Origin of the sequence: Stutzerimonas chloritidismutans (assembly GCF_038562055.1) — a bacterium.
Lineage (GTDB): Bacteria > Pseudomonadota > Gammaproteobacteria > Pseudomonadales > Pseudomonadaceae > Stutzerimonas > Stutzerimonas chloritidismutans_A.
Genome location: NZ_JBCFXD010000002.1, coordinates 264,976 through 288,600 on the forward strand (window position 1 = coordinate 264,976; position 23,625 = coordinate 288,600).

The 23,625-nt window shown below is 58.1% G+C and carries 22 protein-coding genes; 3 read left to right on the forward strand and 19 right to left on the reverse strand.

All coding sequences use genetic code 11. The annotated features are described in order from the left end of the window. Positions 1-42: 42 nt before the first annotated feature. The 9 genes from bamA to rpsB form a co-directional block, all read right to left on the reverse strand. Positions 43-2,406 (reverse strand): outer membrane protein assembly factor BamA, encoded by a 2,364-nt coding sequence (gene bamA / locus AAGW23_RS04675; protein WP_342405201.1) that lies wholly within the window; start codon positions 2,404-2,406, stop codon positions 43-45. Between the two features lie 69 nt (positions 2,407-2,475). Beyond that, on the reverse strand, positions 2,476-3,828 hold the full coding sequence (gene rseP, locus AAGW23_RS04680; RefSeq protein ID WP_342405202.1) for an RIP metalloprotease RseP: 1,353 nt from the start codon (positions 3,826-3,828) through the stop codon (positions 2,476-2,478). An 85-nt stretch (positions 3,829-3,913) separates the two neighbouring features. After that, positions 3,914-5,104, reverse strand: coding sequence for a 1-deoxy-D-xylulose-5-phosphate reductoisomerase (gene ispC / locus AAGW23_RS04685; protein ID WP_342405203.1), 1,191 nt, complete (start codon positions 5,102-5,104; stop codon positions 3,914-3,916). Further along, a complete protein-coding gene (locus tag AAGW23_RS04690) occupies positions 5,101-5,916 on the reverse strand; it encodes a phosphatidate cytidylyltransferase (protein WP_342405204.1) in 816 nt (271 codons plus the stop codon). Before AAGW23_RS04690 ends, ispC begins: the two co-directional genes overlap by 4 nt. After that, positions 5,910-6,671, reverse strand: coding sequence for a polyprenyl diphosphate synthase (uppS, locus tag AAGW23_RS04695; RefSeq protein WP_342405206.1), 762 nt, complete (start codon positions 6,669-6,671; stop codon positions 5,910-5,912). The genes AAGW23_RS04690 and uppS overlap by 7 nt, the downstream gene beginning before the upstream one ends. A gap of 158 nt (positions 6,672-6,829) precedes the next feature. Then, on the reverse strand, positions 6,830-7,387 hold the full coding sequence (frr, locus tag AAGW23_RS04700; protein ID WP_025240920.1) for a ribosome recycling factor: 558 nt from the start codon (positions 7,385-7,387) through the stop codon (positions 6,830-6,832). Then, complete coding sequence (gene pyrH / locus AAGW23_RS04705; protein ID WP_045429014.1) at positions 7,384-8,127, reverse strand: UMP kinase; 744 nt, start codon at positions 8,125-8,127, stop codon at positions 7,384-7,386. Before pyrH ends, frr begins: the two co-directional genes overlap by 4 nt. Before the next feature lie 196 nt (positions 8,128-8,323). Then, complete coding sequence (gene tsf, locus AAGW23_RS04710; RefSeq protein WP_102834893.1) at positions 8,324-9,193, reverse strand: translation elongation factor Ts; 870 nt, start codon at positions 9,191-9,193, stop codon at positions 8,324-8,326. A 124-nt stretch (positions 9,194-9,317) separates the two neighbouring features. Next, positions 9,318-10,058, reverse strand: coding sequence for a 30S ribosomal protein S2 (rpsB, locus tag AAGW23_RS04715; protein WP_342405208.1), 741 nt, complete (start codon positions 10,056-10,058; stop codon positions 9,318-9,320). A 301-nt stretch (positions 10,059-10,359) separates the two neighbouring features. Here rpsB and map point away from each other — a divergent pair, with 301 nt between their 5' ends. Next, positions 10,360-11,142, forward strand: a complete 783-nt coding sequence (map, locus tag AAGW23_RS04720; protein ID WP_342405209.1) for a type I methionyl aminopeptidase — start codon at positions 10,360-10,362, stop codon at positions 11,140-11,142. Positions 11,143-11,173: 31 nt separating this feature from the next. After that, positions 11,174-13,876 (forward strand): [protein-PII] uridylyltransferase, encoded by a 2,703-nt coding sequence (locus tag AAGW23_RS04725; RefSeq protein ID WP_342405210.1) that lies wholly within the window; start codon positions 11,174-11,176, stop codon positions 13,874-13,876. 53 nt (positions 13,877-13,929) lie between these two features. On the opposite strand, the gene AAGW23_RS04730 is transcribed toward AAGW23_RS04725, so the two are convergent. The 7 genes from AAGW23_RS04730 to AAGW23_RS04760 all read right to left on the reverse strand — a co-directional run bounded on the left by AAGW23_RS04730 (position 13,930) and on the right by AAGW23_RS04760 (position 20,345). Then, positions 13,930-14,259, reverse strand: a complete 330-nt coding sequence (locus tag AAGW23_RS04730) for a Na+/H+ antiporter subunit G (RefSeq protein WP_073300845.1) — start codon at positions 14,257-14,259, stop codon at positions 13,930-13,932. A gap of 9 nt (positions 14,260-14,268) precedes the next feature. Continuing rightward, the gene (locus AAGW23_RS04735) at positions 14,269-14,538 is read right to left on the reverse strand and encodes a K+/H+ antiporter subunit F (protein ID WP_342405211.1); all 270 of its coding nucleotides are present in this window, start codon (positions 14,536-14,538) and stop codon (positions 14,269-14,271) included. Continuing rightward, positions 14,523-15,023, reverse strand: a complete 501-nt coding sequence (locus AAGW23_RS04740; protein WP_342405212.1) for a Na+/H+ antiporter subunit E — start codon at positions 15,021-15,023, stop codon at positions 14,523-14,525. Before AAGW23_RS04740 ends, AAGW23_RS04735 begins: the two co-directional genes overlap by 16 nt. Continuing rightward, entirely contained in the window at positions 15,020-16,522 is a 1,503-nt protein-coding gene (locus tag AAGW23_RS04745) for a monovalent cation/H+ antiporter subunit D (protein ID WP_342405214.1), read from the reverse strand. Before AAGW23_RS04745 ends, AAGW23_RS04740 begins: the two co-directional genes overlap by 4 nt. Continuing rightward, positions 16,519-16,848: a Na+/H+ antiporter subunit C gene (locus tag AAGW23_RS04750; RefSeq protein WP_342405215.1), complete on the reverse strand. Its 330-nt coding sequence runs from the start codon at positions 16,846-16,848 to the stop codon at positions 16,519-16,521. Before AAGW23_RS04750 ends, AAGW23_RS04745 begins: the two co-directional genes overlap by 4 nt. Continuing rightward, positions 16,848-19,640, reverse strand: coding sequence for a monovalent cation/H+ antiporter subunit A (locus AAGW23_RS04755; protein WP_342405216.1), 2,793 nt, complete (start codon positions 19,638-19,640; stop codon positions 16,848-16,850). Before AAGW23_RS04755 ends, AAGW23_RS04750 begins: the two co-directional genes overlap by 1 nt. Positions 19,641-19,883: 243 nt before the next feature. Next, positions 19,884-20,345 (reverse strand): glycine zipper domain-containing protein, encoded by a 462-nt coding sequence (locus tag AAGW23_RS04760; RefSeq protein WP_342405217.1) that lies wholly within the window; start codon positions 20,343-20,345, stop codon positions 19,884-19,886. A 178-nt stretch (positions 20,346-20,523) separates the two neighbouring features. Between AAGW23_RS04760 and AAGW23_RS04765 the strand changes: the two genes are divergently transcribed. After that, positions 20,524-20,760 carry a hypothetical protein gene (locus tag AAGW23_RS04765; RefSeq protein ID WP_342405218.1) on the forward strand — a complete coding sequence of 79 codons (237 nt, stop codon included), beginning with the start codon at positions 20,524-20,526 and terminating at the stop codon, positions 20,758-20,760. A gap of 48 nt (positions 20,761-20,808) precedes the next feature. On the opposite strand, the gene pdxH is transcribed toward AAGW23_RS04765, so the two are convergent. The 3 genes from pdxH to AAGW23_RS04780 form a co-directional block, all read right to left on the reverse strand. After that, positions 20,809-21,456, reverse strand: coding sequence for a pyridoxamine 5'-phosphate oxidase (pdxH, locus tag AAGW23_RS04770; protein ID WP_342405219.1), 648 nt, complete (start codon positions 21,454-21,456; stop codon positions 20,809-20,811). Between the two features lie 118 nt (positions 21,457-21,574). Beyond that, positions 21,575-22,204 carry an OmpA family protein gene (locus tag AAGW23_RS04775; RefSeq protein WP_342405220.1) on the reverse strand — a complete coding sequence of 210 codons (630 nt, stop codon included), beginning with the start codon at positions 22,202-22,204 and terminating at the stop codon, positions 21,575-21,577. Between the two features lie 136 nt (positions 22,205-22,340). Continuing rightward, complete coding sequence (locus AAGW23_RS04780) at positions 22,341-23,489, reverse strand: serine hydrolase domain-containing protein (protein WP_342405221.1); 1,149 nt, start codon at positions 23,487-23,489, stop codon at positions 22,341-22,343. Positions 23,490-23,625 lie beyond the last annotated feature (136 nt).

Consider the following 23,625-nt stretch of genomic DNA (forward strand, 5'->3'; position numbering starts at 1 on the left):
ATACCACTCTTCAGGAATGCGCTGGAGCTAGGCTCCAGATGATTAAAAGGTTTGGCCCAGCGAGAACTGGAAGACTTGAGTATCCGCTTCGTCCGGCTTCATTACTGGCATTGCCAGACTGAAACTCAGCGGCCCCATAGCCGTGATCCAGGTCAGACCGACACCGACCGAACTGGCCATGTCGCCGATATCGATGTCGCTGCATTTAGCCGAGCCCGACGGGCAGTTCGTATCGTAGACGTTACCCACGTCCCAGAACACCGAGGTGCGCAACGAGCGTTGATCCTTGACGAACGGCATCGGAAACAAGAGCTCCATCCCGCCCTGGATCAGCACGTTACCACCGTAGGGCAGCGCGTCCTGATCAGGATCAGCAATGGTGCCCTCATTCCCGGTTACCGGCTCGCCACGGCTCGGCGTGCTGCGCGGACCTAGACTGCTGTCTTCAAAACCACGAACTGAGTTGAAACCACCTGCGTAGTAGTGCTCGTAGAACGGGAGCCGGGAGGTTGATCCATAGGCATCCCCATAACCCAACTGCGTATGCAGACGCATGGTATAGGTCTTGGTAACCGGCAAGAACAACTGGGCGTTGTAATCGAGTTTATAAAACGACAAGTCGCTGCCTGGAATCGTCGTTTCGAAGGAAAGGCTCTGTGAATGCCCCCTCGTTGCCAGGACCCCACGGTTCAAAGTCGACTCAGACCACCCAGCCGATGCCTTGAAGTTGAGATAGCTGTCGCCCTCTTCCTCGATAAAATCAAAAATCTCATCGACCGTGTAGCGTCCACTATCGATCGTGTCCTGTTGCGCGGACAGACCAAACGACAACCGCGAAGTCTCGCTGATCGGATAGCCGATATTCACACCGCCACCCAGACTATCGACCGAGTAGCTTGAAACGTCGTAGTCCAGCTCGTCGTAGTCAGTGGTTCGATAGAAGGCGTTATAGCCAAGACTGACGCCGTCTTCGGTCCAGTAGGGATCAACAAATCCAAAGTTGTAACGCGACTGATATTCGCTGCGGGTAAGCCCAACGCTGACACGGTTACCGGTTCCCAGGAAGTTGTTCTGACTGATCGACCCGCCGAGAATCAGACCCGCATTCTGGGCAAATCCGATGCTCGCCATAATCGAGCCAGACGGTTGTTCTTCGACGCTGTAGTTCACATCGATCTGGTCGTCGGTGCCTGGGACCTGCGGTGTTTCGACGTTGACTTCCTTGAAGAAACCGAGACGCTCGAGGCGGGTTTTGGACTGATCAATCAGATAGGTCGATGCCCAGCCACCCTCCATCTGGCGCATCTCGCGTCGCAGCACTTCGTCTTCGGTCTTGGTGTTACCGCGGAAGTTGATGCGATTGACATAGGCACGCTTACCCGGATCGACCACAAAGGTGATCGATACAGTGTTGTCCTCGTCGTTGGTTTCCGGCACGCCGTTGACGTTGGCGAAGGTATAACCCTCATTGCCCAAGCGGCGCGTGATCAGCTCCGAGGTGGTAGTCATCACCTTTCGCGAGAAGACCTGTCCTTCCTTTGCCAACAGCAAGGATTGCAGCTCTTCTTGGGGCACTTTCAAATCGCCGCTCAGCTTGACGTCACTGACGGTATAGCGGTCGCCTTCAGCGATGTTTACCGTGATATAGACGTCTTTCTTGTCTGGCGTGATGGACACCTGGGTAGAGGTGATGTCCATGTTGATATAGCCGCGATCCAGGTAATAGGAGCGCAGACGCTCAAGATCACCGGACAGCTTCTCCCGCGCGTACTTGTCGTCATTACGGAAGAACGACAACCAGTTACTGGTCTTCAACTCGAACAGGTCGGAGAGATCTTCGTCGGGAAACACGGAGTTGCCGACGACGTTGATATGCTTGATTGCCGCGACGGAGCCTTCGTTGATGTTGATCTTCAACGCGACGCGGTTGCGTGGCTGCGGAACGACCTCGGTTTCGATCGTGGCCGAGTAACGCCCCTGAGCAACATACTGCCGCTGCAGTTCGTTGCGCACACCTTCGAGCGTGGCGCGCTGGAAGATTTCACCTTCGGCCAGGCCTGACTGCTGGAGACCGGAAAGCAGGTCTTCGGTCTTGATCGCCTTGTTGCCATCAATCTCGATGCCGGAAATCGACGGGCGCTCGACCACGTTGATTACCAGCACATCACCCTCACGGCCGAGCTGGATGTCCTCAAAAAAACCGGTGCGAAACAGCGCACGGGTTGCATCGACCAGTCGACTGTCGTCAGCTGCCTGACCGACGTTCAGCGGTAACGCACCAAAGACGCTGCCAGCAGAGACACGCTGCAGGCCGTTGACACGTATATCGGAGATGGTGAAGGACTCGGCGTGAACTTCGGCAATCATCAGTGCGGAAATTACCGCAGGTAGCAGCAGACGTTTCATGAAGTCCTTTCTTTTCAAACCTGATAATTGAACCTGCGCGTGGCGCGGCGACATCAAGGTATATGGCGATTAAAGGCGGCCAAGGTCGTTGACCAGCGCAAGCAGCATCACCCCAACAACCAGGCTGATACCGATCTGTACTCCCCAGCCCTGAACCCTGTCCGACAAGGGACGTCCACGGACCCACTCGACCAGATAGAAGAGCAGGTGCCCTCCATCCAGGACGGGGATAGGCAAAAGATTGAGTACCCCAAGACTTATGCTCAGGTAGGCGAGGAAGTTCAGGAAGTCGCCCACGCCGGACTGTGCAGAAGCGCCCGCCACTTTAGCAATGGTTATCGGACCGCTCAAGTTTTTTACCGACAGCTCGCCGAAGAGCATTTTCTTAAGCGAATCCAGTGTCAGAACGCTCATTGTCCATGTGCGACGAAGCCCTTCACCAACAGCTTCGACAGGACCATGACTGACCTGACGCAACATTTCAGGTGGCCATTCCCCCCCCGCAACGCCAGCACCAAGATAACCCCGACGCTTATCCCCATCACCACGCTCAGCCAGCGTCAGGGGCAGCTCAATCTGCTCGCCGCCACGCTCGACCCCTAGCAACACAGCCCGTCCAGCCAGCGGCTTGACCCGATCTATTACTGCTTGCCACTCGGTCAGCGGCTCGCCATCAAGACTGACCAAACGATCCCCTAGCTGAACACCAGCAGCCTGAGCCGGCCCCTCGGGATCCAGCTGGGCAACCACCGGTGCGATTTCCGGACGCCAAGGCCGAATGCCCAGCGAACCGATCGGGTCGGGTTCTTCGGCGCCCTTCAGCCAATTCGTCAGCTCCAACTGCAGCCGCTGCGACTGATCGCCATCAACCTCGCGCACCAACATCTCCAGCGACCCGCTTTCACCTAGTCGCCGGATGAGCTGCAAGTTGACCTCTGCCCAACCAGCCGTTGGCTTGCCGTTGATTTCGACGATTTCCTGCCCGGGCATCAGCCCTGCTCGCTCAGCAAGGCTACCGACCTCTACCGCGCCCACAACCGGACGAACCTGCTCGGTGCCCAGCATGGCCAACGCCCAGAAGAACACCAGGGCGAGCAGAAAGTTGGCTAACGGCCCAGCCGATACAATGGCGAAGCGCTGCTTTACGGTTTTGCGGTTGAAGGCCTGCTCCAGCAGAGCGGGCGGTACGTCGCCCTCGCGCTCATCGAGCATCTTGACGTAGCCGCCGAGAGGGATCGCGGCGAGAACGAACTCGGTACCCTGGCGGTCATGCCAGCGCAACAACGGCCGCCCAAAGCCTACCGAGAAGCGCAGAACTTTGACGCCGCAACGACGAGCTACCCAGAAGTGGCCGAACTCGTGAAAGGTTACCAGTACACCCAGCGCCACGAGGGTGCCGATGATCATGTACAGCGCGCCCATATTTCCTCTGCCTCGAAAGGTCTTTTAGAAGCCTGCCAATCCGGTCGATGCCGGAGCGCCACAGCCAAGTTGGGACTTTTGATCACTATCGATCGCGGGTTTGCAACCAGCTCGAAGCAAGCCTGCGGGCCTGCGTATCGGCGGCAAGCACATCTGCAATGCAACGAGCCGGAACCGAAGCTTCCTGATCGAGAACGTCCTCGATAATACTCGCGATTTCAGTGAAGCGAATGCGACCGCTAAGGAAAGCATCCACAGCCACCTCGTTTGCAGCATTGAGCATCGCGGGCGCCGTCCCGCCGTCCTGAGCGGCCTGGCGGGCGATACGAAGACATGGAAATCTGTGCTGGTCGGGCGCTTCGAAGTCAAGACGGCCCACCTGAAGCAGATCGAGGGCGGATACGCCTGAGTCGATTCGCTCTGGCCAGGCCAACGCGTGTGCAATCGGTGTGCGCATATCGGGGTTACCCAGCTGCGCCAAGACTGAGCCGTCGACGTAGTCGACCATCGAGTGGATGACGCTTTGCGGGTGAATCACGACCTCGACCTGCTCCGGCCGTGCATCGAACAGCCAGCAGGCCTCGATGAGCTCAAGCCCCTTGTTCATCATGCTCGCCGAATCAACCGAAATTTTGCGACCCATGGACCAGTTCGGGTGAGCACAGGCCTGATCAGCAGACACAGCAGCGAGCTGCTCCAGAGGCAGTTGACGGAACGGTCCACCTGAGGCAGTAAGCAAAATTCTTCTGACGCCGACACGGCTCAGGCCGGCTGCATAATTGCCAGGCAGACATTGGAAGATGGCGTTGTGCTCGCTGTCGATGGGCAGCAACACCGCCTCGCTGTCATGTAGCGCCTGCATGAACAGCGCGCCGGACATGACCAGCGCTTCTTTGTTCGCTAACAGAACCCGCTTGCTGGCTTGAACCGCCGAGAGCGTCGGACGCAAACCGGCCGCACCAACAATCGCGGCCATGACCACATCGACCTCGGGATGCGCTGCAACCTCACTCAGACCACCCTCACCTACCAGCACCCGCGTTTTGACGCAATCGCTGTCGAGTTGCTCTTGCAGCACACGAGCCCTGCTGCTATCAGCCACTACGGCATACCGGGGATGGTGCAGTCGGCACAGCTCACGCAACTCGGCAATGCGACTGAATGCAGTAAGCGCAAAAGCCCGGTAACGCTCGGGATGACGGGCGATGACATCAAGCGTGCTCAGCCCGATGGAACCGGTCGCGCCAAGAATTGTTACCTGCAGCGGGCCACTCACCATGCACCCCAACCGGCGAGCCATAGCAGAACCGTGAATACGGGTACCGCAGCTGTCAAGCTGTCGATACGATCCATCACGCCACCGTGCCCTGGAAGCAGCTGACTACTGTCCTTGATACCGGAGCTGCGCTTGAACATGCTTTCGGTCAGATCGCCAACAACGGAAATGATCACCACCAGAGCCGCACCCAACAGAGCGAGCGCTAGCTCACGTGCGGACCAGGACTGATAAAGCCCAACAGAAAACGTGATCAGTAGGCTGGTAACCAAGCCACCAATCATTCCCTCCCAACTCTTACCCGGACTGACCTGCGGAGCGAGCTTGCGACGACCAAAGGTCTTGCCAGCCGCATAGGCACCGATATCAGCGCCCCAAACCAGAACCATCACCGCAACGATCAGCCAATTGCCCTGCGGCCACTGTTTCAGCAAAACCAGACCCTGCCAGGCGGGCAACAGAATCAGCAATCCGATAAACAGACTGCCGGTACGCCCACCCCAATGCCGCTGACTTCTGGGATAGCTGACGACCAACGCTGCAGCCGCCAGCCACCAGACCACGCTGATCGCGAGCAACCATGGCGCCAGAGCGGGAGCCGAATACAGCCCAGCAAGCAGTAGAGCGACCGCTGCTGCATAAAGAACCCGGACCGCCTGAGCCTCGAAACCTGCTAGACGCGCCCACTCCCAGCCTCCAAGCACTACGACAAGACCTATGAATAGCGCAAAAGCGAGACCTTCAAGAAGAAAAAACCCGATCAGCGCGATCGGAAGAAGGATGGCTGCCGTGATGATGCGATGCTTCAGCATTCAGCTCGAACCTCTATTTCCACCTGATCTCCGGTCTTACCAAATCGTCGTTGACGCTTGGCGAAATCGGCCAATGCAGTACGCATTGCGTCGTGCTTGAAATCGGGCCAAAACAGGTCCGAGAAATATAACTCAGCGTAAGCCAGCTGCCATAAAAGGAAATTGCTGATGCGCCGCTCACCGCCGGTACGAATGCAGAGGTCCGGCGGTGGCATGTCACCAGTTGCCAGATAGCGCTGAAAAACTGCAGGGGTTACCTCATCTGGATTCAGGCGCCCCTCTTGCGCTTCGCGAGCCAGTCGCTGTGCGGCCTGAAGTATGTCCCATTGGCCACCATAGTTGGCGGCCACTTGAAGCACGAAACGGCCAGCTCCCGCGGTCATCTTCTCGGCCTCAAGCATCGCCGCCTGCAACTCCGGATGAAAGCGAGAACGATCGCCAATGATTCGCAAGCTGATGCCATTTTCATTGAGCTTGCGCGCTTCGCGGCGTAGAGCAGTCAGAAAGAGCTCCATGAGAGCCCCAACCTCCTCAGCAGGCCTTTGCCAGTTCTCACTGGAGAAGGCAAACAGCGTCAGCACCTCGACACCTGCTTCGGCGCAGACCTCGATAACGGCTCGCACCGCATCGACACCGGCCTTGTGTCCAGCCACACCCGGCAAGAGACGCCGCTTTGCCCAGCGATTGTTACCATCCATGATGACTGCGACATGACGGGGTACATTCCGCCCGGCAATCTGCCTGACCTTATCCATGAAACGACTCTACCTGCGCTCAATCACGCTGCGAACAATGGGAGAAACCGCCAACGGCAGCTTCCGGGGATACGACTGGTTAGCCCCTCGCGCCGCGAACCTGTCTGGCTCGGCGCACTCCGACGTGTGCAGTACGGACGAAGTCCGGTACAGCGACATCAAACAGCCATCAGGTCGTTTTCCTTACCTTCAAGCGCCTTGTCGATCTCCGCAACGTACTTGTCGGTCAGCTTTTGAACGTCGTCCTGCCCGCGTCGTTCCTCGTCTTCGCTGATTTCCTTTTCCTTCACCAGATCCTTTAGCTGGGCAATGGCATCGCGACGGATGTTGCGCACGGCGACACGAGCATTCTCGGCTTCCGAGCGTGCCTGCTTGGTGTACCCCTTGCGGGTCTCTTCGGTAAGCGCAGGCATCGGTACGCGGATGGTAGTGCCGGCAGTGGCAGGATTCAGTCCGAGATCAGACGTCATGATCGCCTTTTCGACAGCTTGAATCATGCCTCGATCAAAGACCGTAAGGGCCAGCGTGCGCGAGTCTTCCGCCGTTACGTTGGCTATCTGGCGCAGAGGGGTGTCACTGCCGTAATAGGACACCATAACGCCGTCGAGAATACTCGGATGAGCACGACCGGTACGAATTTTGGCGAACGCGTGCCCCAGCGATTCCAGGGTTTTCTTCATGCGTTCCTGTGCGTCTTGCTTGATCTCGTTGATCATTGATACTGCTCCTCGATCAGGGTTCCTTCAGCGCCGCCAAGCACAATATTGAGCAGGGCACCGGGCTTGTTCATATTGAACACCCGCAGCGGCATGTTGTGGTCGCGGCACAGGCAGATGGCGGTCAGGTCCATGACGCCCAGCTTGCGGTCAAGCACATCATCATAAGTCAGCTGTTCGAACTTTTCGGCATTCGGATCCTTGAAAGGGTCCGCCGTATAAACACCGTCAACCTTGGTGGCTTTGAGCACCACGTCGGCATGAATCTCGATCGCACGCAGGCAGGCGGCCGAATCGGTGGTAAAGAACGGATTGCCGGTGCCCGCGGAGAAGATCACCACTTCGCCGCTCTTCAGGTGACGCATCGCCTTGCGGCGGTCGTAATGGTCAGTAACACCGACCATCGAAATCGCAGACATGACCAATGCAGGGATGTTTGAGCGCTCCAAGGCGTCACGCATGGCCAAAGAATTCATGACCGTAGCGAGCATGCCCATGTGGTCGCCAGTTACTCGGTCCATGCCCGCAGCAGACAAGGCAGCACCCCGGAAGAGGTTGCCGCCGCCAATGACCAGGCCAACCTCCACGCCGATGCCCACTAACTGCCCAACTTCCAAGGCCATGCGATCGAGCACTTTGGGATCAATGCCAAAGTCCTCGGACCCCATAAGGGCCTCGCCGCTTAATTTGAGCAGAATGCGTTTATAGCGAGGATTGCGTGCACTCATCTGCTGAGCCATTGGCGTTGTCTCTCCTGCGGCATTTGTATGACTAGGCTGGCCTGCAGCCGGAAAAAATGTCTGCGCTATGACAGCGCAGTATCGCGTTGGTGCCAAGCGGTGACCGTCGCATTGGCGAAAAACATTTCAACCCTCCAATCCGACAAAGAGGCCGCGCGCGTAAGCGGGCAGCCTCTTCGAGGACAGCAGAAGCGTCTTATTGCTTGGTAGCAGCTACCTGAGCGGCGACTTCAGCAGCAAAGTCGACCTCGGCGCGCTCGATGCCTTCACCTACTTCGTAACGCACGAAGGAAACGATTTCGGCACCAGCCTTCTTAGCCAGCTCACCGACCTTGACGTCCGGATCCTTGACGAAGGCCTGTTCGACCAGGCTGGCTTCAGCAAGAAACTTGCTGATACGGCCTGCAACCATCTTCTCGACGATTTCGGCCGGCTTGCCTTTGATCTTGTCTTCGTTCAATGCCAGGAAGATTTCCTTTTCCTTTGCAACAGCCTCTTCGGAGACCTGCGACGGATCCAGGAACTGCGGGTTGCTAGCAGCGACGTGCATGGCGATTTCCTTCGCCAACTCAACGCTACCACCCTTCAGCGCAACGAGCACACCGATACGGTGACCGTGCAGATAAGCACCTACCAGATCAGCTTCGACGGTGGTCAGGCGGCGGATATTGACGTTCTCGCCGCACTTGGCAACCAGCGCTTCACGATCAGCTTCCTGAGCTGCAACCAGCGGAGCAGCATCGGTCATCTTCTCGGCAAAAGCCTTCTCGACGCTGTTGCTGACGAAATTCTTGAAGTCGTCCTGCAGGGCCAGAAAGTCGGTCTGCGAGTTGACTTCGATAATCACGGCACGCTTGTTGTCATCAGCAACTTTAACCGCAATAGCGCCTTCTGCAGCAATGTTGCCGGCTTTCTTCGCTGCCTTGATGGCACCCGCAGCACGCATGTCATCAATGGCTTTCTCGATGTCGCCACCAGCAGCGGTGAGCGCCTTTTTGCAATCCATCATGCCTTGGCCAGTGCGCTCGCGCAGTTCTTTAACCAGGGCTGCAGTGATCTCTGCCATGTTCGCAAATCCTCTTGATTCGATTGTCGATCATGCCCTCAACTCGGGCGATCAATTCGGAATTGGCAAAAAGGGGGCATAGCCCCCTTTCTGTTCAACGGGTATCAGCTAGGCGACGATGCGCTCAGCCTTGAGCGGCCTCGGCAGCTGGCTCTTCGACGAACTCGTCAGCACCGCCAGCATTGTTCTGACGACCACGCATTACGGCGTCCGCCATGGAGCCCAGATAGAGTTGCACGGCACGGATTGCGTCATCGTTACCAGGGATGATGTAGTCGACGCCTTCCGGGCTGCTATTGGTATCAACGATGCCGATAACCGGAATACCCAGCTTGTTGGCTTCGGAGATAGCAATGCGCTCGTGATCAACGTCAACAACGAACATGGCGTCTGGCAGGCCGCCCATGTCCTTGATGCCGCCCAGGCTACGATCCAGCTTTTCCAGATCGCGAGTACGCATCAGCGCTTCTTTCTTGGTCAGCTTCTCGAAAGTGCCGTCCTGAGCCTGAGTTTCCAGCTCACGCAGACGCTTGATCGAGGCGCGAATGGTCTTGTAGTTGGTCAGCATGCCACCCAACCAGCGATGATCGACGTACGGCGAGCCACAACGAGCAGCTTCTTCGCGAACGATCTTGCCAGCGGAACGCTTGGTGCCAACGAACAGAATCTTGTTTTTACCTGCAGCCAGCTTCTCAACAAAACGCAGAGCGTCGTTGAACATCGGCAGGGTTTTCTCAAGGTTGATGATATGAATCTTGTTACGCGCGCCAAAGATGTACTTATTCATCTTCGGGTTCCAGTAACGGGTCTGGTGGCCGAAGTGCACACCGGCCTTCAGCATATCGCGCATAGTGACTTGAGACATGAGAGTTCCTCAGATAAGTCGGGTTAGGCCTCCACGCGTCCCGATATCCAACTCTTGCGAGCACCCAGGATACCGTGTCGACACGTGTGTGGGGTCAGGCTCGGCAGGTAGTCCCGCAGAGCGGCGCGTTTTATAGCACAAGCAAGCATCGGAGGCTAGCGCGCACTGAAATTGAATTAGCCTATCAAGGCTGCCGCTGTTTGCCGGGGCCGCCAGGGCCGCCTGCAGGCCACGCCCTCTTTGGTTTATCATTTGCCTCTTGTATCTATTAGCCTGCGCCTCTTGGCGCCAAGAGGGTTGCATGACTGTTTCCATCAAGACGCCTGAAGACATCGAGAAAATGCGCATTGCCGGCCGCCTAGCTGCCGATGTGCTGGAAATGATCGGTGATCATGTCAAGCCGGGCGTCACCACCGAAGAGCTGGACCGCATCTGCCACGAGCACATCGTCAATGTGCAACAGGCGGTGCCCGCCCCGCTCAATTACAAGGGTTATCCCAAATCGATTTGCACATCGATCAATCATGTCGTGTGCCATGGCATTCCCAACGACAAGCCGCTCAAAGACGGTGACATCCTTAACATCGACATTACGGTGATCAAGGACGGCTACCACGGCGATACCAGCCGAATGTTCATTGTCGGCAAAGCGCCAGAGTGGGCCGAGCGACTCTGCAAGATTACGCAGGAGTGCCTTTATAAAGGGATCGAAGTGGTCCGCCCCGGTGCACGCCTTGGGGACATTGGTGAAGTGATTCAGAAGCACGCCGAGAAGAACGGTTTCTCCGTCGTCCGCGAGTACTGCGGACATGGCATCGGCAAGGTTTTCCACGAGGAGCCGCAGGTGCTGCACTACGGCCGCGCCGGGACTGGGCTTGAGCTAAAGGAAGGGATGACCTTCACCATTGAGCCAATGATCAACCAGGGCCGGTCAGAAACCCGTCTGCTTGGCGACGGCTGGACAGCGATTACCAAGGACCGCAAGCTATCCGCCCAATGGGAACACACCCTTGTGGTCACTGCAGATGGCTATGAGATCTTCACCCTGCGCAGCGATGACACCATAGCCCGCACATCGCCCTGATTTTTTTGATGCTTTGACGGAGGGCGACGGTATGCCTCAGGTTGATTCCGAATTGTTCGACCGCAGCCAGTTCCAGGCTGAACTGGCACTCAAGGCCAGCCCCATCGCCGCCTTCAAGAAAGTCATTCGCAAGGCCAGAGAGGTGCTCGATGCGCGCTTCCTCGCCGGCCAGGATATCCGTAGCCTGATCGAAGGCCGCGCCTGGTTCGTTGACCAGATCCTGCGCGCCGCCTGGGGCCGCTTCGACTGGAGCAATGAAGCACAGATCGCGCTGGTCGCGGTGGGCGGCTATGGGCGCGGCGAACTGCACCCCTATTCCGATATTGATCTGCTGATCCTCCTCGATAATAACGATCAGGAAATATTTCGAGACGCCATCGAGCGATTTCTAACGCTGCTCTGGGATATCGGCCTGGAAGTTGGCCAGAGCGTGCGGTCGGTGCAGGAGTGTGCCGAGGAGGCCCGTGCGGACCTGACCGTGATTACCAACCTCATGGAAAGCCGCACGATCGCGGGCCCCGAACGCCTGCGTCAGAACATGCTCAAGGTCACCAGCCCGTCAGAAATGTGGCCGAGCAAAGAGTTCTTTCTTGCCAAGCGTAACGAGCAGGCCACGCGCCACTCCAAGTACAACAATACCGAGTACAACCTTGAGCCGAACGTCAAAGGCTCGCCTGGCGGGTTGCGTGACATACAAACGATTCTGTGGATCGCACGGCGCCAGTTCGGCAGTTTGAATCTGAGCGCTATCCTCGATCAGGGATTCCTGACCGAAGGCGAATACTCGCTGCTGGTCGCCGGGCAAGCGTTCATTTGGCGTGTCCGTTACGGGCTGCACATGCTGGCCGGGCGCGCGGAAGATCGCCTGCTGTTCGACCACCAGCGCAGTCTCGCCGCCCTCCTCGGCTATGAAGACAGCGACGCCAAGCTGGCGATCGAGCGCTTCATGCAAAAGTACTACCGCGTCGTGATGAGTATTTCAGAGCTAAGCGATCTGGTCGGACAGCACTTTGCCGAGGTCATCCTCTGGGAAGGCGACAGCGGCGACGCGGTGCCGCTCAACAGCCGTTTCCTGGTTCGCGACGGCTACCTGGAAGTGGCTGATGATTCGGTATTCAAGCGCAGGCCCTTCGCGATACTGGAAATCTTCGTACTCCTGGCACAACACCCAGACATTCAGGGTGTACGAGCGGAGACCATTCGCTTGCTCAGGGACCACCGGCATCTGATCGACGACGAGTTTCGCAGCGACATCCGCAACACCAGCCTTTTCATCGAGCTGTTCAAATGCAAGGAAGGCATCCACCGCAATCTGCGGCGCATGAATCGCTACGGCATTCTCGGGCGGTATCTGCCCGAGTTCGGCCATATCGTCGGGCAGATGCAGCATGACCTTTTTCATATCTACACGGTCGACGCCCATACCCTCAATGTCATCAAGTACCTGCGCAAACTGAGCAAACCCGGAGTCGCTGAAAAGTATCCACTGGCCAGCAAATTGGTGGAACGGCTACCCAAGCCGGAGCTGATCTACATCGCCGGGCTCTACCACGATATCGCCAAGGGCCGCGGCGGCGACCATTCGGAGCTGGGCGCGGTGGATGCACAGGAATTCTGCGCACGCCACAAGCTGCCTGCATGGGACACGCGCCTGGTGGTTTGGCTGGTCGAGAACCACTTGGTGATGTCGACGACCGCCCAGCGCAAGGACTTGTCGGACCCGCAGGTGATCAACGACTTTGCTCAGCAGGTCGGTGACGAAACCCACCTCGATTACCTGTATGTGCTGACTGTTGCAGATATCAATGCAACCAACCCGACGCTCTGGAATTCCTGGCGGGCAAGTCTGCTGCGCCAGCTGTACACCGAAACCAAACGCGCGCTCAAGCGTGGCTTGGAAAACCCACTGGGACGCGAGGAGCAGATTCGCCAGACTCAGCGAGCCGCACTCGACAGCCTGGTGCGCAACGGAACCGATCCAGACGATGCTGAACAGTTATGGTCGCAGCTGGGGGATGATTATTTCATGCGCCACAGCTCGGTCGATGTGGCCTGGCACACCGAAGCCATCATCGAGCACCCGAGCGACGGCGGTCCGCTGGTCCTGATCAAGGAAACCACCCAGCGTGAGTTCGAAGGCGGCACTCAGATCTTTATCTATGCGCCGGATCAGCATGACTTTTTCGCCGTGACCGTCGCGGCCATGGACCAGCTGAACCTGAACATTCACGACGCCCGGATCATTACTTCGAGCAGCCAGTTCACGCTGGACACCTACATCGTACTGGACGCCGACGGTTCACCCATCGGCAACGACCCCGAGCGCACAGAAGAAATTCGACAAGGGCTGATCACCGCGCTGCGTAACCCGGATGATTATCTGACTATCATTCAGAAACGCGTGCCCCGGCAGCTCAAGCATTTCGCGTTCCCACCACAGGTGACCATTCACAACGACATGCAGCGCCCACAAACGATCATCGAAGTGGTTGCACCAGACCGCCCAGGGCTACTGGCGCGCATTGGCCAGCTGTTTCTGGACTTCGATCTCTCGGTACAGAACGCCAAGATTGCCACGCTGGGCGAGCGTGTAGAGGACGTTTTCTTCGTTACCAATGCAGACAATCAGCCTTTGTCAGACCCGCAGCTATGCACTCGCTTGCAGCAGGCGATGATCAAGCAGTTGACCCAGGACAACGAGCATCAGCCCTCACCGAGCAGCATCGTTATCTGATCGGCATCGCCGCCTCGGTAACGAGGCGGTAGCGAACGTCGCCGAGGCCTGAGTCAATCCCAGGGCTTGCCTCGGGTTTTCGCTGTGTAGGGCAGCCTCTGCTGCATGGCTGCCTTCGCCAGCACATGCGCGCTGACCGGCGCGGTCAAAAACAGAAACAGGGTGATCAGCACCTCATGGACGCTGAGGCCGTTGCCCTGATTACTGAAGAAGATCATCGACGCGATGACGATCCCACCGACTCCAAGCGTGGTCGCCTTGGTTGGTCCATGCAGGCGCGTAAAGAAATCAGGCAGACGATACAAACCGATCGCTCCTACCAGAGCGAACACGCTTCCCACGATCAGAAATGCGCTTACCAGCAGCTCTATCCAGAATGGCATGCAGCCTCCTCAGTCGATGATCTCGCCGTGCAACAGGTGTTTGCCCACCGCCACGGTACTGACGAAGCCCATCACCGCGATAAGCAGAGCAGCCTCGAAGAACAGGTCGGACGCGAGCCAAATGCCAAACAGGACGATCAAGGCCAGCGCATTGATGTACAGGGTATCGAGCGCCAACACTCTATCAGGCATGTCGGGCCCCTGAACCAGCCGCACCACATTTAGGATCGCTGCGATTCCAATGACCGCCATGCACAGCGGAATTACGTACGTGAGCATTCGAAAATCTCCAGCAGCGGCGTTTCGTACCGGCTCTTCACCTCAGCAACCAGCGCTTCCGTGTCCGGCGCATCCAGCGCGTGAATCAACAGCATCTTGTGGCCGGGCCGCAAGGCAGCCGACACCGTCCCCGGGGTCAGCGAAATGATGCTGGTCAATACGGCGAGGACGAACGGATGCTCAATGGCCATCGGTATCTCGACGAAGGCAGGCCGCAGTCGATCCCGAGAACTGAGCACCAGCTTGGCCACACTGACGTTGGCCACGACGATGTCGTAAAAGACCTTCAGCAGAAACAGACAGAGCTTCAAGGGCCTACGCACTTTCGGTAGATCAATCAGAAATCCCTGCACCAGCAATGGGATCGCCCAACCTAAAAACAGTCCAAGCACCAGTTGCCCCACGCTCAGTGCGTTATTGAGCAATAGCCAGAGCAGCGTAAGAAGCAGGGTGAGCGCAGGGTTGGGCAGCAGAAGTGATTTCATGCCTCACCTCCCCGGATAATCTGCAGATACGGCTGTAGCTCGAACAACTGGGCTGCAGTCGCCTGCATGTAGGTCTGGATCGGCTGCGCCACTGCAACCAACAACACGCTGCCAAACAGCAGACCAAAGGTTGCCACCACACGCACGCGATCCGCGGGCCTTCCAACACTGACCGCTTCACTAGGCCGCCAGAACACCATGCTGCCAGCCCGACTCAGGGCGAGCACCATCCCCAATCCGCCCACCAGAATCACTGGCCAAAGCAGCAGGGCGTCGACTCCAGGAGGAACGGCCTGCAGCAGCATCACCTTGCCAATGAAACCAGAGAAAGGGGGGAGCCCAGCAATCGAAATCGCGCCGGCGAAAAACAATGCGCCCAGCAACAACGGCTGCTTGAGTGCGGGAGCCGATAGCAACTCAGCGGCCATATCGCCGCGCTGGCGCGCGATGAGGTCAGCTAGCAGAAACAACCCTCCGGACACTAGCGTGCTGTGCACCAGGTAGTACAGCGCAGCGCTGAGGCCCTCCTCTGATCCCAGCGCGATACCGGCGAGCAAGGTGCCCACCGAAACCACCACCAGATAGGACAGCAGTATCTGGAGGTTGCGGGCGGCCAGTGCTCCCAGCACGCCACCAACGAGCGTAAGCATCGAAAGCGGCCACAACCAATCCAGCACCATGTTGCTCAACACACCCGCTTCGCTACCGAAGATCAGCGTGAACACTCGAACAATCGCGTAGAGCCCGAGCTTGGTCATGATCGCGAACAGCGCAGCCACCGGCGCGGTCGCCGCGGCATAAGCACGCGGCAGCCAGAAATACAGCGGCAGGATCGCTCCCTTCAACGCAAATACCACCAGCAACAGGTAACCCGCGGCAGCGAGAAGCGGAGCGTCGGCTGGATCAGCTGCACCAACTCGTCCTGCCAGATCAGCCATGTTCAAGGTTCCGGTCAGACCATAGAGCATGCTGACACCGATCAGAAACAGCGATGAGCCCAACAGGTTCAGCACGACATAGTGAATGCCCGCCTGCACGCGCTTCACGCCTTGGCCATGAAGCAGCAGCGCGTAAGACGAAATCAGCAGGATCTCGAAGAACACGAAAAGGTTGAATAAATCACCAGTCAGAAAGGCACCGTTGATGCCGGCCAACTGAAACTGAAACAGCGCATGGAAATTCGGCCCGCGCTCGTCATCGCCACGCACGGCGTACAGCACTGAGAATCCAGCCAGTATGGAGGTCACCAGCAGCATCAGGGCACTCAACCGGTCAAGCAGCAACATGATGCCGAACGGTGGCTGCCAGCCGCCAAGACGGTAGACGGACAGTTGGCCTGCATCGGCCTGCCATAACAGCCCCAAGGCCAGCGGCACCAACAACCAGGTAGCCGTCACCGATAGCAGGCGTTTAAGCGATGCACTTTGGCGATGAAGCAACAGCAGACTGCATCCGACCAACAAGGGCAGCAGGATCGGCATGATCAACGCATGATTCATTTGCGCGGCTCCCGACCATCAACATGATCGGTACGCAACTCGCCCAGTCCACGAAGCGCCAGTACCACAACGAACGCGGTCATGGCGAAACCAATAACGATCGCAGTCAGCACAAGGGCTTGCGGCAACGGATCACCATACTCGGCGCTGGCTCCGATGATTGCCGGAACACCGGTGGAGAGACGCCCCATTGCGAAAATGAACAGATTCACTGCATAGGAAATCAACGTCAGCCCCATGACCACAGGAAATATCCGCGCGCGGAGCAACAGATACACGCCACTGGTCATCATCACGCCCAACGTGACCGCGAACATGATTTCCATCAAAGCACCTCCTTGCACGACTCGTCCTGACTCACATGACCCATATTGGAAAGAATCAGCAGGGTTGCTCCTACCACGGCCAGATAGACACCAAGATCGAACAGCATCGCCGTTGCCAACTCGAAGTCGCCAATCAATGGCAGGTGGAAGTGGCCGAAAGCTGAGGTCAGGAAAGGCCGACCGAACAGCCAACTACCGAGGCCGGTCAGACCCGCAATGAGCACACCGAGCCCCGCCACACCGTGATAGCTGAACGGCTGTCGCTGCTGCGCCCAGACCACACCATGCGAGATGTATTGGAGGATCAGGGCGACCGCAGTGATCAGGCCAGCGATGAAGCCGCCCCCTGGTAAATTGTGGCCGCGCAAGAAGATGAAAACCGACACCAACAGCGCCATCGGCAACAGCACACGTGACAGCGTGTCCAGCACCATTGGATGCCTATCGGTTGACCACAGCCTACCGCCGTAGTCGCGGATCGGGTGTGGTAGGCGCAGCCCTTGAAGCAGTCCATAGATACCAACCGCAGCGATTGCCAACACGGCAATCTCTCCCAGAGTATCGAAACCCCGAAAATCGACCAGAATCACATTGACCACGTTAGTGCCACCGCCGCCGGACACACTGTTTTCGAGAAAGAACGAGGCAATGCTGTCATACGGCCGACTCAGTACCGCGTAGGCCAACAAGGCGACCATGGTGCCGAAGGACGACGCAATAATCAGGTCGCGGAAACTGCGCAGGCTGCTCGACTCGACCGGCGTTCGGTCAGGCATGAAAAACAAGGCCAGGATCAGCAAAATGATCGTCACCACTTCAACCGAAATCTGAGTCAGGGCCAGGTCCGGTGCTGAATAGCGGGCGAACACCAGGGCTACCAACAATCCCACCACGCTGAGCACCATCAGCGCCATGAGGCGTTTGCGGTGGAAAATCACGGTCATTACCGACGCCAGGCCGAGTAACAGCATCCCGACAACGGTGATGCCGTCCAGCGGCGTTAAAGGCACAGCCCCACGCAAGGCTTGCAGGGGAGTCAAGGCATAGACTACTACCAGCAGCGAGCTGACCAGCATCAGCGCCAGATACCGCTGCAACGAGCCGTTCTCCATGCGCTCGGTCACCCAGCGCGCCGTTGCGGCAATGCCGCTGACCACCTGAGAAAAAACCTGCAGCGAGTCGACACGCGGCAGCCCTTCATACCAGCGAAACGCCCATTTGCGCATCGAATAGATCAACAGGCCACCGCCTAGCGCGACGAAACTCATCGCCAAGGGAAGGTTGAAGCCATGCCATATGGCCAGGCTGTAGTCGGGGACGTCACCGCCCAGGCTTCCGGCAACGGCAGCAGCCAACAAGGGTGCGACAGTGTAGGCAGGCAAGGTACCCACCAGCAGACAGAGCAACACCAGGATCTCGACAGGAATCTTCATGTACCGCGCCGGCTCATGCGGCGGATATTTGGGCAGGTCGATCGGTTCGCCGTTGAAAAACACGTCGTGCACGAATCGCAGCGAGTAAGCGACTGAAAAGGCACTCGCCAGCGTCGCCAGAGCCGGAATCGTCCAGTAGAAGCTACCCAACAGGTGTTGGTCGAGTGTCTCGGCAAAGAACATCTCCTTGCTGAGGAAGCCGTTGAGCAGCGGCACCCCGGCCATCGCCAGCGACGCCACCATTGCCAGCGCCGCCGTGTGCGGCATGTACTTCAACATGCCGTTGATGCGCCGCATATCGCGTGTTCCGGTCTCGTGATCAATGATCCCTGCGGCCATGAACAACGAAGCCTTGAACGTTGCGTGATTGATGATATGGAAGATCGCAGCCACCGGCCCGAGGCGCGAGTCGAGACCGAACAGCAAAGTGATCAGCCCCAGATGACTGATGGTTGAATAGGCCAGTAGCCCTTTCAGGTCATGCTGAAAGAGCGCCATGACTGCGCCGATCAGCAAGGTCGCCAACCCCGTCAAACTGACCAGGTAGAACCACCATTCCGAATCGGAAAGGGCCGGGTACATCCGCGCCAGCAGAAACACGCCGGCCTTGACCATAGTCGCGGAGTGTAGAAAAGCTGACACCGGGGTGGGCGCTGCCATCGCCTGCGGCAACCAGAAGTGAAACGGAAACTGCGCCGACTTGGTAAATACGCCGAGCAGAATCAGAATCAAGGTTAGCGGATACAGGCCACTGGCCCGGATCAGATCACCTGACGCCAAGACAGCGCTTAGCTCGTAGCTACCGACGATATGCCCGATCAGCAAGATACCCGCCAACAGCGCCAGCCCGCCACCTCCTGTAATTGCGAGGGCCATGCGCGCGCCCTGGCGTGCATCGGAGCGATGATTCCAAAAGCCGATCAACAGAAACGACGAAAGGCTGGTCAGCTCCCAGAACATCAGCATCAATAATAGATTTTCGGCCAGCACCACACCAAGCATGGCGCCCATGAACAATAGAAAGAAGCCGAAAAAGCGCCCCATTGGCTCGCTCTTCGATAGGTAATAGCGTGCATACAGAATGACGAGCAGGCCGATTCCGAGAATCAGCAGCGCAAAGAGAAATCCCAGACCATCCAACCGCAGGCTGAGGTTCAACCCCATTCCGGGAAGCCAGGACAAGGTCTGGACTTCCGTCTCGCCGCCAAAAACGGCGGCGCGCTTGGACAGCAGCAACACCAGCGCCAGCAATGGAGCCAGGCCGGCACCGAATGCACAAGCAGATCGCCCGAACCGCTCAAATAGCAACGGCAAGCATATGCCCAGGAATGGCAACGCGATGATCAGCGCAAGCGCCATGAATAAAACCCCTTAAGCCGCGCAAGCGCACGGCAGTTATATCCCTTGGTCGACCCTTTCGCAGCTCCGAAGGGCATGGCGGTGAGCGCCGATTATCCATACCGACCGCAGCAACGTCATGGACTCAAGTATTTCGAAAAACAAAAGGCGCACCCTGAACACCGTACCAGCCGGCATTCAGGCTGCGCCCTTGTCTCCCGCCGCGAGCCCGTTGCTAAGCCAGCCCGACTTACGCGAAGGGTATCAGGGTGCTATACGGCTCGCGCCATTAACCGTCATGATGCGTACGCGCTGGCCAACCCGAAATACCTGATTGGGCTCGACCTCCTGAACGTAGGCACGCATGTTGCCGTCGTCCTCACGCACTGTAATTTCAACTCCCTGAGCACGCGTAATGCCCTCCTCTGCCGCTGAACCGAGCATACCGCCGGCCAGCGCGCCTATCACCGCTGCCACGGCACTGCCCCGACCGCCACCAACCCCGCTGCCAGCGATACCACCAACGACAGCGCCTGCGCCTGCGCCGATCGGGGTCTTGGTACCCTCGAGCTTCACCGGGCGCAGCGACTCGATAGTGCCATAACGCACAGTCTGGACGGTCCGCGCCTCGTCACGCGAATAGCTATCCCCGGTAAGGCTGGAAGTACACCCGCCGACGGCAAGCGCCAAGACGGTGAACGAAGCAAAAAAAATGGAGTGGCGCATAGGTACTCTCCTGGGAAACGAGATTGATCCCGACCGCGTGGTCAGTCCGTGCGGCGATGAAACACTTGGCAACCGCCCCGACCTGACTCAGCATTCATTCAACTAGGACCGTACTTTACCCGAGGCGATCCCGCCCCGTATGCAGTGCGCTCGCTCAAGCTGTTACTCGAGACTATCCATGGACTACTTCATTATGACCATCGTTACGCTGGCCGGGCTGGTATTCCATGCCTGGCTGTTCATTCGATTTAGACGCTGGGCGGATCGGGACCTTGCGCTATCGTTGGCAGGAGACGACCCACAGAAGCGAGCGTGGGTCTTGCAGCGCCTTTCAGCTGCGAAAGATGCCCGCGTCAAACGCAAGGATTTGCAAATTTGGCTGGAAGGCGAGTTGGCGCACTACAACGAGCGCTGACATTAACAGAGGCCGCAGCGGGCCTCTGATCCAAGCTGAGCCCGCGGTTCAGGGCGCCAGACGTTCGCGCTGCCAGTTGCTGGCAAGGCGTCGATAGTTGAGCCGGTCATGCAGACGGCTGGGGCGTCCCTGCCAGAACTCTATTCGTTCCGGCAGCAAACGATAGCCGCCCCAATGAGGCGGGCAATGCGGCGCCTGGTCTAGAAAGCGTTGCTCAGTCTCGGCGAGAAGCCGTTCCAGCTCGGAGCGATCGCGGATTACGTGGCTTTGGGGGGAAGCCCAGGCGCCAAGGCGACTACCCAAGGGGCGCACCTGATAATAAGCATCGGACTCGGCAGCGCTGACCTTCTCGACCCGTCCCTCGATACGTACCTGGCGCTCCAGACTAGGCCAGAAGAAGGTCATCGCAGCGAACGGACATGCCTCCAACTGCTCGGCCTTGGCACTGTCATAGTTGCTGAAAAAGGTGAAACCACGTTCATCCAACGCTTTGAGCAGAAGCACTCGGCAATGAGGGCGACCCTCGGCGTCTACCGTCGCCAAGGTCATGGCATTCGGCTCGACCGGTGGCTGCTCAGTTTGCACCGCATCCTGAAACCACTGCCGAAAGAGTCCGAACGGCTCTTCCGGCGCGTTCGCTTCGCTGAGTCCGTCCCGCGTGTAATCGCGGCGCATATCGGCCAAGGATTGGGTCATCGCTGTGTTTCCTGGAAGACAGTTGAAGCCAAAGCTTAACGGCTCTATGCCTTACCCCGCTTGATTCAACGCAAAAGTAGGCCGAACGGGCAGAGAGTCGATGACGAGAGCGTCGGTGTTATTTGGCTTTGTTTACTTCTGCGGCAGCGACTTGGGTTGGCTTGGCGGGCGCCTCACTGTACTGCGCAATCAGTGCCAGCAAGGTTGGCTGAGGAGCCAAGACCATCTCTACACGCCGGTTCAGAGCGCGTCCTTCTTCCTTCTCATTGGAGGCCCGCGGCATGTCCGATCCGAGCCCGCGAATACGCAGCCGGTCGTGCTTCAAACCACTGAGCCGAAAAATTGCGGCGACGGCGCCCGCACGCTGGCGGCTGATGTCACGGTTGACATCGTTTGGCCCGGTGCTGTCAGCATGGCCAAGCACGACCACAGCGGTCTTCTCGTCTCCTTCCACCAGTTTCGCCACTCGACTGAGGGGACCAAGCGTCACCGGCAACAGCATGCCGGGGCGGTCGGGATTGAAGGAGCCATCGACTGGAGCCGTAACCACCAACACACCTTCGCGGCGCTCAAGTTCGAAGTGACTGTCTTTCAACGCATCACGAAGCCGCGGCTCGTATCCGTCCAACCAGGCCGCATCAATCACCGGACTCGGCGCAGCAACCACCTCGACCGGCTTTTCATCGTTGGAGCTGCAGCCGGCGATGACCATACAGAGTATCAGGGAGGTGCTTTTCAGCAGGTTCATGAGCCAATTTCCGTGAAAGTGAGTTGCGAAAACAAACCGCGTGCGTTTAGCACGCAGCTTAAGCAAGGATTTGTCTCAAATTGTGGACGCAGGTCCTTGTTCTGCAAAGTCTCGGCCGGCCAACCAGACGAGTGGTTCAACCTACACATGCCTTCACTAGACGAGCGAGCGTCTGCGCGCGAGGGTCCATCAAGACATAAGGCCCCATCGTGTTGGTGACAAAGCCGAAGGCCACATCGCGCTGAGGATCGGCGAAACCGATGCAACCGCCTGCCCCTGGGTGGCCGAAGGCGTCCGGCCCCATCCCGAAGGTGGCGTTCTCAACGTCCGGCTGGTCTAGCCAGCAGCCCAGTGCGAAACGAGTCCGGGTAAGCAGCGTACGATCCTCGCCGATGGAGTGTTCTCGCGTCATCTCGTCCAGCAGCTGGTTATCAAGCAGCCCCTCACGCAACAGGCCGTCATAAAAGCCCGCCAACGATCTCGCATTACCATGCCCGTTGGCAGCCGGCTGTGCCATTCGACGCCACTCGGGCTTATTCGCGCTGTTCATGATCGACGGTGGATTGGTAAAGGCAAGAGCCGTGAGCGATTGCGGGTCACTCATCAACGCTTTGATTACCCGCTGGGCGGCCGCATCGCCAAAGTTGTTTTTCTCCCGCGTCAGATAGCTGACTCGGTCAAATTCGCTATCGGCCAGACCGATATGGAAATCGAGGCCCAAAGGCCGAGCGGTGCGCGCAACAATCGCTTCACCCGGTTCACGGCCGTCGGCGCGACGGATCAGTTCGCCTAGCAACCAACCGTAGGTGATTGCGGCATAGCCGTGACCTTCACCGGGCGTCCACCAGGGTGTCTCGGCTGCGAGCGCGGCAGTCATCGCCTCCCAGTCGTACAGAGCTTCGGGCGGTAGTGGCTGGCGAACCGCCGGCAGCCCGGCCTGGTGACTGAGCAGTTGCCGTAGCGTGATGTCCTGTTTGCCGTTGACACCAAATTCCGGCCACACACGGGCAACCGGCTCATCCAGCTGCAGCTTGCCCTCCGCGACTAACTGCAGGGCAGCCACCGCAGTGAACGTCTTGGTGCAAGAAAACAGATTGACCAGGGTGTCGCTCTGCCAAGCCTGCTCACCGGCATTATCTGCAACGCCAGCCCACAGATCGACGACGGTTTCGCCACCAACCTTCACACAAACCGCGGCGCCACGTTGCTGAGTCCGCACGAAGAGCTCGCTGAATGCGTCCCTGACCGCTTCGAAACGAAGGTCGAAATACCCCTGAATCTGCACGCTTGTGCTCCTTACCAGGCTGTTGGGTTCAGCGCATTGTTCCAGCCAGACCGAATCTGGCAAACAAATTCGAGTTCGCTGAAGAGACAATCATTCACTTGAATAACGGCGCATGTTGCTCGCTAGGCCAACAAGC